This window comes from Croceitalea marina, from assembly GCF_042684265.1.
Classification (GTDB): domain Bacteria; phylum Bacteroidota; class Bacteroidia; order Flavobacteriales; family Flavobacteriaceae; genus Croceitalea; species Croceitalea marina.
In genome coordinates this window covers 1-13,930 of sequence record NZ_JBHULB010000011.1, presented here as the reverse complement: position 1 = coordinate 13,930, position 13,930 = coordinate 1, and the positions used below count along the sequence as shown (strand labels likewise).

Annotated in this window: 10 protein-coding genes; 5 read left to right on the top strand and 5 right to left on the bottom strand. The window is 33.3% G+C overall.

Features of this window, described 5'->3' with window-relative positions; genetic code table 11:
* Positions 1-59: 59 nt before the first annotated feature.
* The 5 genes from ACFSQJ_RS09020 to ACFSQJ_RS09000 all read right to left on the bottom strand — a co-directional run bounded on the left by ACFSQJ_RS09020 (position 60) and on the right by ACFSQJ_RS09000 (position 5,630).
* Positions 60-1,016, bottom strand: a complete 957-nt coding sequence (locus ACFSQJ_RS09020) for a sulfotransferase (RefSeq protein ID WP_377766629.1) — start codon at positions 1,014-1,016, stop codon at positions 60-62.
* A 49-nt stretch (positions 1,017-1,065) separates the two neighbouring features.
* Positions 1,066-2,523 carry a lipopolysaccharide biosynthesis protein gene (locus ACFSQJ_RS09015; RefSeq protein ID WP_377766628.1) on the bottom strand — a complete coding sequence of 486 codons (1,458 nt, stop codon included), beginning with the start codon at positions 2,521-2,523 and terminating at the stop codon, positions 1,066-1,068.
* The gene (locus ACFSQJ_RS09010; RefSeq protein WP_377766627.1) at positions 2,520-3,377 is read right to left on the bottom strand and encodes a sulfotransferase; all 858 of its coding nucleotides are present in this window, start codon (positions 3,375-3,377) and stop codon (positions 2,520-2,522) included. Before ACFSQJ_RS09010 ends, ACFSQJ_RS09015 begins: the two co-directional genes overlap by 4 nt.
* Positions 3,378-3,706: 329 nt before the next feature.
* Positions 3,707-4,852 carry a glycosyltransferase gene (locus ACFSQJ_RS09005; protein ID WP_377766626.1) on the bottom strand — a complete coding sequence of 382 codons (1,146 nt, stop codon included), beginning with the start codon at positions 4,850-4,852 and terminating at the stop codon, positions 3,707-3,709.
* A complete protein-coding gene (locus ACFSQJ_RS09000) occupies positions 4,806-5,630 on the bottom strand; it encodes an O-antigen ligase family protein (RefSeq protein ID WP_377766625.1) in 825 nt (274 codons plus the stop codon). Before ACFSQJ_RS09000 ends, ACFSQJ_RS09005 begins: the two co-directional genes overlap by 47 nt.
* 779 nt (positions 5,631-6,409) lie before the next feature.
* On the opposite strand from ACFSQJ_RS09000, the gene ACFSQJ_RS08995 reads away from it, so the two are divergent.
* From ACFSQJ_RS08995 to wecC, 5 genes are all read left to right on the top strand, one after another.
* Positions 6,410-7,582, top strand: a complete 1,173-nt coding sequence (locus ACFSQJ_RS08995) for a glycosyltransferase (RefSeq protein ID WP_377766624.1) — start codon at positions 6,410-6,412, stop codon at positions 7,580-7,582.
* Between the two features lie 366 nt (positions 7,583-7,948).
* Positions 7,949-9,823 carry a heparinase II/III domain-containing protein gene (locus ACFSQJ_RS08990; RefSeq protein WP_377766623.1) on the top strand — a complete coding sequence of 625 codons (1,875 nt, stop codon included), beginning with the start codon at positions 7,949-7,951 and terminating at the stop codon, positions 9,821-9,823.
* A complete protein-coding gene (locus tag ACFSQJ_RS08985; protein WP_377766622.1) occupies positions 9,820-11,058 on the top strand; it encodes a glycosyltransferase family 4 protein in 1,239 nt (412 codons plus the stop codon). Before ACFSQJ_RS08990 ends, ACFSQJ_RS08985 begins: the two co-directional genes overlap by 4 nt.
* A 63-nt stretch (positions 11,059-11,121) precedes the next feature.
* A complete protein-coding gene (wecB, locus tag ACFSQJ_RS08980) occupies positions 11,122-12,243 on the top strand; it encodes a non-hydrolyzing UDP-N-acetylglucosamine 2-epimerase (RefSeq protein WP_377766621.1) in 1,122 nt (373 codons plus the stop codon).
* Entirely contained in the window at positions 12,243-13,457 is a 1,215-nt protein-coding gene (gene wecC, locus ACFSQJ_RS08975) for a UDP-N-acetyl-D-mannosamine dehydrogenase (RefSeq protein ID WP_377766620.1), read from the top strand. Before wecB ends, wecC begins: the two co-directional genes overlap by 1 nt.
* The last annotated feature ends 473 nt before the right edge of the window (positions 13,458-13,930 follow it).

The window sequence follows — 13,930 nt, the reverse complement described above, 5'->3', positions numbered from 1 at the left end:
CGGGAGTAAATACTTCGAATGAGGTTTGTAAAAACGTATCATTCGATTTAAGTCAACCGTTATGAAACAAGAATTGTTGGAAACAACCTATCATCCTTATTTTCACAAGGCTTACCATAAGTTTCAAAATACCATTTATTAAAATAGCCTCCATATTGGTTAGCAAGGTCTAAACTCATATCATGGTACTTTTCCTTTAATAAGGTCAAAACTGCGGGGGGACAATCTAGTTCTATAGATTTATTCACCACCTTTTTTATTGCTGAATCGTCAACATTCGATAATTTTTTCGACTCTTCCTCAGGTTTATTATTGGAAGAAATAAATTGTATAACCTCATCAAGCAATTGCTCTGGAGCATCCATTATCGCATCAAAAAAACCGATTAACAGTTGCTCTTTAGGAAAAACACTAGTAAAGTTGTTAATAGTACGCACATAATTTGATCTTAGTTCCTGACCTTCACTTTGCATAAATGCAATGATTTCACTGTCTTCAACGCTATCAAGAGTAAATCCTTTAATACGCTTTTTTGTATGCCTAAAATGGGACCAAGCCCTATCTACCGGATTTCTTAGCATTAAAACTAATTTAGCGTCGGGAGCCATCGCGTACATTCTAGATATATCTTCTTTGCTTAACATAGAATAACTAGGTGTTATCTCGCCTTTTATTCCCTTAAATGGGGCAAAAATTGATATGTACCATTTATCACTATAATCTGAAAAGTACCATTTGAAATTAAATGCCACATCTTTCATTTTTCCCTTAAACAATGAGGAAATGATTGTCCTTGAGGCTTTTTTTAAGAAAGTCACCTTGGTAATCCTATTCTTGAGCTTCGTCTCGGATAGCTTATTTGGTGAGGGATATTTGGCATCCCTGTCAAAATAGTGAAATTCCTTTACCGGAGGAATTGCAAAGCCCGGTGTTTTGGACAAATTATAGTGTAACCATGTGGTGCCAGCTTTTTGAGCTCCTATGCCCCAGAAATTAATTGGTGTGTTTTCTTTCATATTTAAAACTCAATATGTTTATAATCCTTTTATTTTTCAAACAAGAACTTTACTCTTTTTTCAACACATTTAGAATTGCCAGTTCTAAATATCGCCCAAATACAGAAGGTTTAACCTTTAACAAACCAGCAGATACTGCCAGCAAACCTACTACAAATACAATAAACATAGTAACATCAGTTTTTCCCCATAAATTGAATATATACTTATATGCGAGAATGAGAATTCCAATATAGAGACCCAGTCTTAACCCTTCTTTAAAGGGCTTGTAAAAATATTCTCCAATAGACCCTTCAAAAACATTTTTTACTAAAACAATCATCATGAAATAATTAATAAAGTGACTGATAACTATTCCAACTGCCGCGCCTTTAATTCCGTACAAATACCCTAAGGTACCCGAAAGTACTATAATGATTACCGTAAAAATATACTTACGGGTAACGTTTTTATAAATCAAACCTTGCGCCCTAATAACTGCATCTGTCATTTTTCCAGAATTGCTGAACGTCAGAATTAGAAACATAATTTGAAGGGGTGCAACAGCTTCTGTCCAATTTGCACCCATCAGAATTTGTACAATTTCAGCTGAAAAAAAAACTAGTAGCACTGTAGTCGGAATCATAATGGAATTGCTTAAGCCCAAGCCAAATTGGTAAATTTTTATCGACCTCTCCTTCTCATCCTGGATTTCGGACATCACAGGAAACATTACTTTATTAATAATCCTTGCAAGAAATTGACTGGGTATTTCCTTTATCCTAGAGGCTCTCTCGTAGATACCCAATACATCTTGTACAAAAATTTTCCCGAAAACTAAATTTAATCCTCTATTACATAAAAAATTGCTGAAGGTCAATAACATCATTCCAGAACCAAACCCAAACAACTCACGAGCTTCTTTGTAATGAATCCTTAGGCTTATTTTTATTGGTGCTAAGTAAAACAAGGCAATAGCACTTAGAAAAGATGACAAAAGGGTTGCAATAACAAGAGACCATACCCCGTGATCATTTAAAGCTAAATAAACACCCGTACCATAGCCAATTATATTTGAACTAATATAAACGAGTGCAACGTTCTTGAAGTAATAATGCTTGACAAGTAAATTGACCGAAATATTGCTAAGTGCTAGCAAAAGGAAATTCAAAGAAGAGACTTTGACAAGATCAACCAACCTCGGGTCATTGTACGCAGAAGCAATAAATGGTGATGTAAAATAAAATCCGGCATATAACAGGACTCCTATTAGAATACTAGTTTGCAAGGCACCATTAATATGTTTGTTGTTTATTTCTTTACGCTGTATTAACGCAGCCCCCATACCTCCTAGAATAAAAATATTCCCAATTCCAATGATTCCGTTGACAATAGCCATTAGACCATAATCTTCTTTAAATAATAGCCTTGTCATTATAGAAAAGTAAAGTAGCTGAAGAACACTTTGGGAAAGGACGGAGAAAGATTGCCATTTACCTGCGTGCTTAATTTTACTGTTTACACTCATCCGATTTTGTTAAGCATATAACCTAAAAAATTAAAGAGGGGACGTTTTTTGGAGATATCATGCCATCGATTATCATATTTAATCTCTCTCTTCTTAAAGCGGTTAAGTGTACCGGCTATAGTGTGATCATTGTTTAGTTCCATAAATTTAGGCATCTCAAATGCATCAAAACCAAAAAAATTTGACATATCATCCAAGGCTTTTTGCGGACTTACAAAAAAATCTTCGTATTTCAGATAGAAAATATCTTCTTTCCTTACTTTTTTTAGCATCAACCAACATTTCAATCGATGTTTATAGTTAGATTTTAGAAAACTTAGTAGACTTATATGTTCTCTTCCATATCTTTTCCACCATTTTTGCTTTGAAATTGATACCGCACGCAAATCTCTTTTTAAATAGATAAATTTAAAATTAAAGGGAGAATTTTTATAAAGAGATTTACCATGAAATGGTTTCTTTGAAGAGTCGACCAATATGTTACAATTTGTGGTTTCAAAGACGGCATTATAAATCTGGTTCATCAAAGAAACAGCCCGGAAATTATCTGATTTTTGCTTATCCTTATTCTTCCATTTAGGGTATACAATCTTAGTATTTGTTATATCTAGAGGGTTTAAAATATTCAGTTTTCGATATACCTTATTCCAAAAATCACATTCTAATAAACTATCTCCACAAGAACAATTCCAATCCCAAGTACTTCCAGGTCCTATTTTATGAATATAGCCACTTAAAAGATATGTTTCCCCTACCGAAACTATTTGGGAAGATTTTGAAAGTATATTCTCAATAAGAGTAGATCCAGACCGTTCATTAGACATGATATAGATGATAGTTTTTCTTTCCTCCATAAGGTTTTCTTGATTCTTTATTTTTAAAGTTTTTCACCTTTTCCTAGGCTTTAAAATATGAGGTAATTAAAAAAATAATGCTGGAACAATTCTTGAGAATATCAAATCCGTTTAGTACATTTTTTACATTTACATCATTATAAACGTGCTATATCAATTTATCTTATACTAGTTAGTTCTTTTTAATGAGACTATGACCAAATAAACACAAAAATCGTTTCAAATTACGGCGCTAGTATGTAGCCGTTTATAATTTAATTGCTATTAAGTATGCTTTGTGTGATTAATCCAAAAGTCTTATTAACTCTTTAACCTAATGTCCGTTTATTTTATGCTTCAATTGTTTCTTTAATAAAGTTGAGAATGCTTGCGGCTCTTTCACCAATTTCAAAATTCTTTGAGTATTCCAAGGCGTTCTTAGACATTTCTTCTCTTTTTTCCTCATCACTTAGAATCGAATCTATAGCCATTTCTATAGCTTTTACATCCAAGGGATTTACCAAAATAGAAAAAGAAGAATGACATTGATCCATTACTTCCGGGATTTTTGAAGACACAACAGGTAATCCGCAAGCAATAGCCTCTGCAATTGCATTACATGATCCTTCTCTTTCAGTAGGGAGAACAAAAATGTCAGCCGCCGATAATAATTCGGGTATTTGATAAGAAGGCACACTTTCGTTGAAAACAACAGAAGAACCAATCGGCTCCTGAGGTCCAGTACCCATAAAAAGTACTCCAACATTGTCTAAATTTTCAACAGCTTTCAATACACGTAAAGGTCCCTTGTGAGGCAAAAACCTACCTACAAATGCAACTAATTTAAGCTCCGTGGGTAGCCTATATTTCTTTCTCATTTCCGCTTTATCCCTTTGGTAGAATTTAGTAAGATCAACTGCATTAGGTTTCATAAATATTTTATTGCGAGAAATCCCAAAACCAATTAATTGATCTTTTAACTTATTTGAAACCGCAATAAAACCTTTTATTTTTTTGATGTTTTCTTTGAAGTAATCTTCAGGATACATCTTAGTTAATCCAATTAAATCACTTTCACCAATTGCTACGAAAATAGGTTTATTATACTTTTGAAGTGCATTTACAGCGATAATACCATTCATCATAAAGTGAGCATATACAAAATCAAATTTTAGATTATGCTTTCTAACAGTCCTTTGTACACCTTTAATCTGCACCAACTCAGTAACCTGATAGGTATTGAAGGAGCCTATTTGCTTATTGGAGGCGGAAAAGATAAACGGGCGATAAACTTTGCAGCTTTCTATACCATACGATTCAACTTTTTTGGACCCCTCGGATAAAATATTCTTTGGGCAAATCACAGATACCTCATGCCCTAGCCTACAAAAATGTTGTATCAAATTGTAAACAAATACACCCCGAGTAGGGTTCTCCAGCGATGGATAGTTATTGGATACTACTAATATCTTCATTCCGTATTTTTTTAAGTTCATTTATAGATAACATGTTCACAGTGGAACCAATTAAAACTGCAAAAAAGAACCAGAACAATATTTTTCCTATGCTCCCACCCTGTTTAGACATATTAAAGATGACAATGATAAATAAAACAAGGTTTAAGGAATTTCCGCTCTTCTTAAAATGATAGAACAGCAATTTTGCCAAACGGATCAAAAAAATTAGAAATAAAATTATTCCAGGAAGGCCACATGCAATAAATATATAGAGAAAGATGTTATGAGGGTTCATAGACGCTCCAGAATAGGCTAACATCATGGGCTTGACACCTTCAAAACCAGCGCCAATGAAAATATTATCCTTAATTATATTAAACGCTGCATCCCATAGTCCATTTCTTCCAGTATCACCTGTTTCTACGGTACTCATGAAACGTTCGGCCATAATAGGATTTGTTTCCAATAAATACGTTATGAGCATTATGGAGACTAGCGAAGCAAAAATTAGCAGTGCCCATTTATTAACAACACTTGTTCTTCTAAAATACAACAAAACAAAAAGTCCCAAAAACATAGATACAAGAGCACCACGCGAGCCAGAAATAGCTGTAAGACTTATAAATGGGATACAAATGCCCAATATTATTATGGCCCTTTTAAAAGAAAAATCACTTATCAATTTTGAAATAGTAATCAAGAAAGCTATAGCAGCTTTTGCCCCCATCATATTGGGATTCTCACCAAACAACAACAATCTACCATTGGAATAAGTTACACCTTGTCCCAGTGACACCAATAAAAAAACCAAAAGCATGCTAGCTATGTAGGTATTTAATACTATCGGTGAAATTTCGGGTTTACAATAGAGATGGGCGGCAATAAATGTCATTAATACAATCAAAAGAAGTGTTCTGTAGTTGAAGGCATATATTAATGAGTTTATATACTCCGAGTTTATGGCGGAGCAAATAAAACCAAACACGATTAGCAGAAAAAGGGGGATAACAAACCTTTTAAAAGGTAAAAAGTCGAAATTCCTAGATATTAAGGGAACCCAAGTTCCTAAATATAATATTGTTGTTAGAAATGTGACCGAAACCGTACCAACTAATTGAAAGGGGTCCCAAGTCTCAAACGTAACAGAAAATACAAGAAGATATAATGAATAATCATTGATAATATTGAGAGTCCTTATCATAATTTATTTAAGGGCATTAAGCATCGAAGATGCAAAATAAATTAAAAAATAGGTAGAAACACCGACTTAATAGATTAAAAACTAGTTTTATCGAACAAAAGAAGATTAAACTAATTCAACCTACTTTAATACAATTCTAAAATACTATCTGTATGCTATATACTCATATAAGTAATGACTTTTTGGGAAATAACTTGAAAGAAAAATACAGCTGAATTCTTACAATTTAAACGATAATAAACTGTTTTCTACTTAAACCTAAACAATAAAAATATGGATTTGAAAATATATTATCATGTGCTTTTTATTTTGAATAATTATATTGCGAATGTTTTTAGTTATAGGAACTGTGAAGGTCTTAATCTTTTAAACACCAATGCCAAAACATGAACCATTTGGACAAATCAATAAAAAATGTGGCGATAATATATCCTTATTTTGCCCACTATAGATTACCCGTCTTACAAGAACTTATGAAATCGACTGATATTAGATATACGCTGATTTCAGACTCTGATTCCGGAAACGATATTAAGAAAATAAACCCGGATCTAGCAAGTAAAAATATAGAAGATGGTGGTCTCCTTTGGAAATTTGTTAAAAACAGATGGATATATAAAGAGGCTATTCTTTGGCAATCTGGCTTATTCTCGCTTTTGAGTAAAGAAAAGTTCGATAGCGTTATTTTCTTAGGTAACGCATACTACCTTTCTACATGGTTAGCAATCTTTTATCTTAAACTGACAGGTAAAAAAGTTTATCAGTGGACCCATGGCGTGATAACCACAAAAAAGGATTGGAAATGGAAGCTTAGGAAGGTTTTTTATGGACTTAGTGATGGGATTCTCTTATATGGTCATAAAGCCAAGGCGGTTATGGTCAAAAATGGCTTTCCTGAAAGAAAGCTACATGTCATATACAACTCAACGGGAAGAATTGATGATTTGATTAAAAAAAATGAAATTACTATTGAAACAAGGAACCATACTAAACAGCAACTATTTAAATATCCAAATTTGCCTATAATCATATTTGTAGGCCGGCTTACCTATGTCAAAAGATTAAATCAGATTCTACAAGCGGCTCATATTTTGGTCGAAGAAGACTTTAAAGTTAATGTGCTTTTTGTAGGAGAAGGCGAGGCCCGAAAGGACTTAGAAAGCTTAGCTCAAGAGTTAAATCTTACGAATTATTGCCATTTTTATGGAGCTTCTTTTAAGAAAGAAGAACTTGAACTATTATTTAATATAAGTAGTCTTTGTGTATCTCCAGGTGAAGTAGGATTAACAGCAATGTCCGCATTAGGTAATGGAATCCCTGTTCTGTCCCATGATGATTTCAATTATCAAATGCCTGAATATGAATCTATTGAGCCTGGCATTAACGGTATGCTTTTTAAAAGAAATTCTATTTCCGATCTAGCTTTAAAAACTAAGCAATGGATTATTGAAAATAGAGACACACCAGAAGAATTAATGAGAAGTAATTGCAATAAAATTATAAGGGAAAAATACAATGCCGAATATCAGGCCAAATTAATAAATACCATACTTCTTAATAACAAGTAAAAAAAAATTCCTTATCCCAATCCCACTGATGACAAATCATTGAAGTAGATAGGACTTTAAACACGTTATAAATTACGTGCAGATAAAATTTTATTGTAAAGCTATTTGACTATATGTTTCTAATTCTAAATTCCTCGTCCTTTCAATACCATATCTAATTTCCTTTTTAAAGAAAAGCTGTCTCAGAGCTAAGCAAATTATACAATATATAAGACTAAACTATCGTTTTGATGTTCAAACGCATCAGTTTATCTAACTTTTTGAAGTTATTATCTGTTTTCTTAAGTTATTAATTATATCCGAATTAAGTTTACACTTATTTTTTAATGAACTAAATAATAAACTTTAAAAAGTATCTCCTAAACTGTGAAAATTTCATCATTAATTAATACTATTAGTAATATGGGTATGCGCTATACCCTATTCCGATCATCCTATGAATTTCGAAGGAGAACGGGACTTTTAAAGTCCAGATTTCCTACACAACCTGAATTCGTTAATTGCTCGGTAACCTTGGATGAATGGAAAAAGAACGCTCCAAAATTTTTCTTTGAGTCTAAAGAATCATTGAAAATTACTAAGAATCCGCATTCTAAACTTAAGGAAGTCTTTAACGAAATTCATAATAACACCTACACTTATTTTAGCAGAACAAAATTAACATTGGGAAAAGACTATGATTGGATTACTAATCCCGATACAGGATATCAATATGAATTAAAGCACTGGTCCCAAATAGTAGACCTTTCTAAACAGGCAGGAGATATTAAATACGTTTGGGAGAAGGCGCGATTTTCTTTCTTATACGACATTATTCGTTATGATTATCATTTTGATAAAGACTGTTCCAAATTGGTATTCAGCGAAATTGAATCATTTCTGGTTCATAATCCGATAAATTTGGGGCCCAACTATAGGTGCAGTCAGGAGATAAGTTTAAGGATTCTCAATTGGACTTTTGCGCTATATTATTACAGAAATTCTGAAGAATTAACAGAGGAAAGATTTAATGCAATCATGAATGCTATCTACTGGCAGTTACATCATGTATACAACAACATCAACTTCTCTAGAATTGCTGTGCGAAATAACCACGCTCTAACCGAAACACTTATGCTCTTTTTGGGAGGTATACTATTTCCGTTTTTGCCTGATACCAAAAAATGGTCCGTAAAAGGTAAAAAGTGGTTACAAGAAGAAATCGCTTATCAGATTTATGAGGATGGGACATTCCTGCAGTTTTCCATGAATTACCATCGGGTTGCCATTCAACTACTCACCTGGGGAATCAAGCTTGGTGAAATTCATAATTCTCGGCTTAATTCAACTGTTTACGACAGGGCTAAGAAGTCCTTATACTTTTTAAGGCAATGTCAAGATATTGAAAGTGGAAAACTTCCTAATTATGGGGCTAATGATGGCGCACTTTTTTTCAAGCTAACCAGTGATGATTACCGGGTATACACATCACAATTGAATGATTTAAGTGCTATACTCTATAATGAAGTTACAAAACATGATGAAAGTCAGCAGTGGTATGGAGTGAATAATTCAAAAGTAATTACCCAAGAATATAACAATTTGGCCTCTTTTCCTTTAGGTGGAAATTTTGTTATAAATGACGGTTCTACCAAGACTTTTCTAAAATGTGCACAATACAAAGACAGGCCAGGAGATGCTGACAATTTGCACGTCGATATATGGGTAGATGGTGAAAATTATATTTGGGATACAGGATCCTATAAATACAATACCACAAAAGAATTTAGCCAATTTTTCTCAAGTTGCCATGGACATAATACAGTATCAATTAATGGCAAGAATCAGATGTTAAAGGGAATTAGGTTTATTTGGAATTATTGGACTAAAAAAGCAAAGGCTAGCCTTTCAGAATCGACTAACTCCTATTCATTTACTGGTCAATTCCAAGGATTCCCTGAATTGGGAAATAAGATTATTCATAAAAGGTCCCTAAGTAAAAATAAGGGTAAGAGTAAATGGACTGTTTTAGATTCATTCCAAAATGCTGAAAATTTAACCGCACAACTTTATTGGCATTTCAATCCCAAAACATATAGTCAAATTGATATTATTTGTAAAGATTATGATGGAAACCTTCTTAATCCAATAATTGAAGAAAAATGGTGTTCTAATTACTATGGAGAAATAGAATCTTCAATTAGGCACACCTATAAGTCAGAAACTAGTTTTGAAACAACAATTGAAATTAAGTCAAAATGAAGATATTATTAATACATCAATATTTTTTGGGAAAAAATGAAGGTGGAGGTGTCCGGTTTAATCAAATGACCAAAATTTGGGCAGAGGAAGGGCATCAAATATCCGTTATAGCTGGGATGTTAGAAGGATCAAAAAAAGTAGATCCAAGATATAAAGGAAAATTTTTCTATCTAGAAAAAGATTTTGAAAAAAATATAGACGTTTACAGGTGTCATGTATCAGAGCAATATGATGTGAATTTTTTGGGAAGGTTATGGGCATATTTTTCTTTCGTTTTTTCAAGTACTTGGGCAGGTTTATTTTTAGTAAAAGGTAAATATGATGCCCTTGTGGTCACCTCTCCTCCACTTTTTGTAGGAATCACTGCTTATATATTATCGAAGTTAAAAAGAATCCCATTGATTTTTGAAGTGCGAGATTTATGGCCGGAATCTGCCATAGACACAGGCGTGATAAGTAATTCTGCTTTAATAAAGTTCTCTTATAAATTTGAGGCTTTCATATATCGCAACTCAAAATTAATCAATGTTCTTACACCTGCTTTTAGAGAGAAATTAATTAAGAAGGGCATACCTAAAGAGAAGATAATTTATATTCCCAATGCTGCAGATTTCAGTTTAGCAGAAAAAGTTGCACAAAACTTTAACCGTGAAAAATTCCGAAAAGAAGAGGGGATTGACGACAAGTTTGTAATCACATATATTGGCGCACATGGTCTCGCAAACCATTTAATTCAACTTATTCACACAGCTGAAAAGCTTACTGACACCAATGTACTCATACAACTTATTGGAAGAGGACCTACAAAAGACATATTAATTAAAGAAGTTAAAAAGAGAAACTTAAAAAATGTTCGTTTTATAGGATATGTAGATAAAGAAAAGGCTTTCAAATATATACTTGCATCTGAACTAGGTACCGCAGTATTAAAGAAGGTTGATACTTTTAAGACCATTTATTCAAACAAAACATTTGACTATATGTCCTGTAAAAGGCCTATCCTTTTGGCAATTGATGGTGTTTCTAGAGAACTCATTGAAGATGCGCAATGTGGTGTTTTTGCAGAACCTGAAAATGCTAATGATATAGCAGAAAAAATCCGAAGTTATCTTAGAGGGGAACACGATATGACTGAACAAGGTTTAAATGGATATAATCATGCCAAAGAACATTTTGATCGAGATAAATTGGCGCTTAAGTATTTAAATGAAATTAAAAAAGTAGCTCGCAAATAAAATAGTGTTTAAAAGAACTAATAAAAACAAACTCTTAGTAAAAGAAAAAGAAATCTTTCATCCATGAAAAAAAAGAACCTTATAATTTTTGGAACACGACCAGAAGCCATTAAAATGGCTCCTTTAGTAAAAGAGTTTAAGAAATCTAATGCTTTTGAAACTAAGGTTTGTGTAACAGCGCAACACCGCGAAATGCTAGATCAAGTACTCGATTTTTTTGAAATTACGCCAGACTTTGATTTAGATTTAATGAAACCCGGGCAAAATCTTTACGGACTAACAGCAGCAATAATAACAGAGCTACAGACGGTATTAGAATCGTTTAAGCCAGATTTTGTATATGTACATGGAGATACAACAACTACCATGGCTGCAAGTATCGCTGGCTTTTATGCAGGAGCAAAAGTTTGCCATGTCGAAGCTGGGCTGCGAACCTTTAACAAATATGCTCCTTTCCCTGAAGAAATTAACAGATCAATTACTGGTCGAATTGCAGACTACCACTTTGCCCCTACTACTACTTCTCAAGAGAACCTATTGAGAGAAAATATAACTAAAGCATCTATTTTAATTACCGGAAATACGGTTATTGATGCGCTCTTAGAAAGTTCTTCAAAAGTGAAAAACTTGGAGGATAAGGAAATAGAAGAGTTAAAACAAACCTTAGATTTTGATAAAAAAATTGTGCTGGTTACTGGGCATAGACGTGAAAATCATGGACAAGGCTTTATAAATATCTGTAATGCTTTAAAAGAAATTGTTGCCAGTAACCCAGAAGTGCAAATCGTATATCCTGTTCACTTAAACCCAAAGGTACTCAAACCTGTACATGAAATTTTAGGAAATCTGTCTAATGTAAAACTAATTAAACCATTGGCTTATCCGGCCTTTGTTTGGTTAATGAACAAAGCAGAACTTATTATTACCGATAGCGGTGGCGTACAAGAAGAAGCACCTAGTTTAGGAAAGCCAGTATTGGTAATGAGAGATACTACAGAGCGACCAGAAGCAGTTGATGCCGGCACCGTTATCTTAGTAGGAACAGACACTCATAAAATCGTTAGCGAGGCCAATAGTTTGCTAAACGACGTAGAAAGGTATAAATCCATGAGTAAATTACATAACCCTTATGGAGATGGTAAAGCCTGTAAAAAAATTGTAGAATTTATAACAAACTTAACATAATGCAACAACCAGAAGTAGTAATGATTGGCTTAGGCTATATTGGATTGCCAACTGCGGCACTAATAGCTCAAGGTGGTACAAAAGTTCATGGTGTAGATATCAACCAAAATGTGGTAGATACCATAAACCGGGGAGAAATACATATCGTAGAACCCGATTTAGGAGAAGCTGTTTCGCAAGCAGTTTCAAATGGATTTTTAAAGGCAAGTACCGAACCTGTAATAGCAAACACTTATTTGATAGTAGTACCTACCCCTTTTAAAAATAACCATGAACCAGATATTTCCTATGTGGAATCTGCTACCAAGAATATAATACCCCTATTAAAAAAAGGTGACACATACATCATAGAATCAACTTCCCCAGTAGGCACTACTGAGAAAATGATGAACTTGATTTATGAGGAAAGACCCGAATTAAAAGGGGCGATTTTTATTGCATACTGTCCAGAACGGGTTTTACCTGGTAATGTCATGTATGAACTTGTAAATAACGACCGTGTTATTGGAGGCATAGATGATAAGAGTACAAAAAAAGCTGTAGATTTTTATCGTAAATACGTTACCGGAGAATTGCATGAAACTAATGCTCGAACCGCAGAAATGTGTAAACTAGTAGAAAACTCATCAAGGGATGTGCAAATTGCTTTTGCAAATGAACTTTCTCTTATTTGTGATAAGGCCGATATTGATGTTTGGGAATTAATTAACTTGGCCAATAAACATCCAAGAGTAAATATATTACAACCTGGATGTGGCGTTGGTGGACATTGCATTGCCGTTGACCCATATTTCATAGTTGCCGAATATCCTATGGAATCTAGAATAATTGGAAAAGCAAGAGAGGTAAATAATTATAAATCTTTCTGGTGCGCTGAAAAAATTGTTTCAACCAAACTAGAATTTGAATTACGTCATGGCAGAAAACCAAAAGTTGCGCTTTTAGGTTTAGCCTTTAAACCGAACATTGATGATTTAAGGGAGTCCCCTGCCAAATACATAGTTCAGCGTGTCTTACAAGATGCCAATAACGAGGATTATTATATTGTTGAGCCTAATATTGATGATCACAATGTATTTAAACTAACCGATGTTTCAGTTGCAGTCAAAGAAGCAGATGTTATTGCAATTTTGGTTGCTCACAAAGAATTTAAAAATCTAAATGAGCTTGACAATAAGGTTATTTTAGATTTTAGCGGGGCGTTGAAAAAATAACTGTTTTTTTAAGAAGCACTCTCTATAAGGATATACGAGAAGATAGGAAGATGTTTTGAGTATTTCTAACATGTGCAATTTGATGGATGTTAATCACATTTGACTCAACTGTTTATAATAAACTGAAGGCCAAAAAGGAAAATTTTTTTATTTCAAGAATGAGAAGATTAAAACAAAATAAGAATCGAATTAATTTGTCTTGTAAAAAGAACATTGAGTAAAATGTGTTTTAAGTGGAGAATTAATCTTTTCAATAGATATAAAAATTATAGTAAAGTATTTAAATCCGAAGGTAGCCATTCAAAAGTGAATAATAGTATGTTAACATTCACGGGGTTTAAAAAATAATTGAATATCCGTAATTACTCATAATTTATTATATTTGACTGAACCTAAATCACTTGGCTTATGAATTTATTTACGTTTAGTGCTCATTTCGGGGACGAGGAGGCCTGTAGATTACATTTTAAAGA

Bases quoted from the DNA above. Each gene is read 5' to 3' on its own strand.
- wecB (WP_377766621.1), top strand. From the start codon at position 11,122: ATGAAAAAAAAGAACCTTATAATTTTTGGAACACGACCAGAAGCCATT.
- wecC (WP_377766620.1), top strand. From the start codon at position 12,243: ATGCAACAACCAGAAGTAGTAATGATTGGCTTAGGCTATATTGGATTG.
- ACFSQJ_RS09010 (WP_377766627.1), bottom strand. From the start codon at position 3,377: ATGGAGGAAAGAAAAACTATCATCTATATCATGTCTAATGAACGGTCT.
- ACFSQJ_RS08985 (WP_377766622.1), top strand. From the start codon at position 9,820: ATGAAGATATTATTAATACATCAATATTTTTTGGGAAAAAATGAAGGT.
- ACFSQJ_RS09015 (WP_377766628.1), bottom strand. From the start codon at position 2,523: ATGAGTGTAAACAGTAAAATTAAGCACGCAGGTAAATGGCAATCTTTC.
- ACFSQJ_RS09000 (WP_377766625.1), bottom strand. From the start codon at position 5,630: ATGCTTTTGGTTTTTTTATTGGTGTCACTGGGACAAGGTGTAACTTAT.
- ACFSQJ_RS09020 (WP_377766629.1), bottom strand. From the start codon at position 1,016: ATGAAAGAAAACACACCAATTAATTTCTGGGGCATAGGAGCTCAAAAA.
- ACFSQJ_RS09005 (WP_377766626.1), bottom strand. From the start codon at position 4,852: ATGAACTTAAAAAAATACGGAATGAAGATATTAGTAGTATCCAATAAC.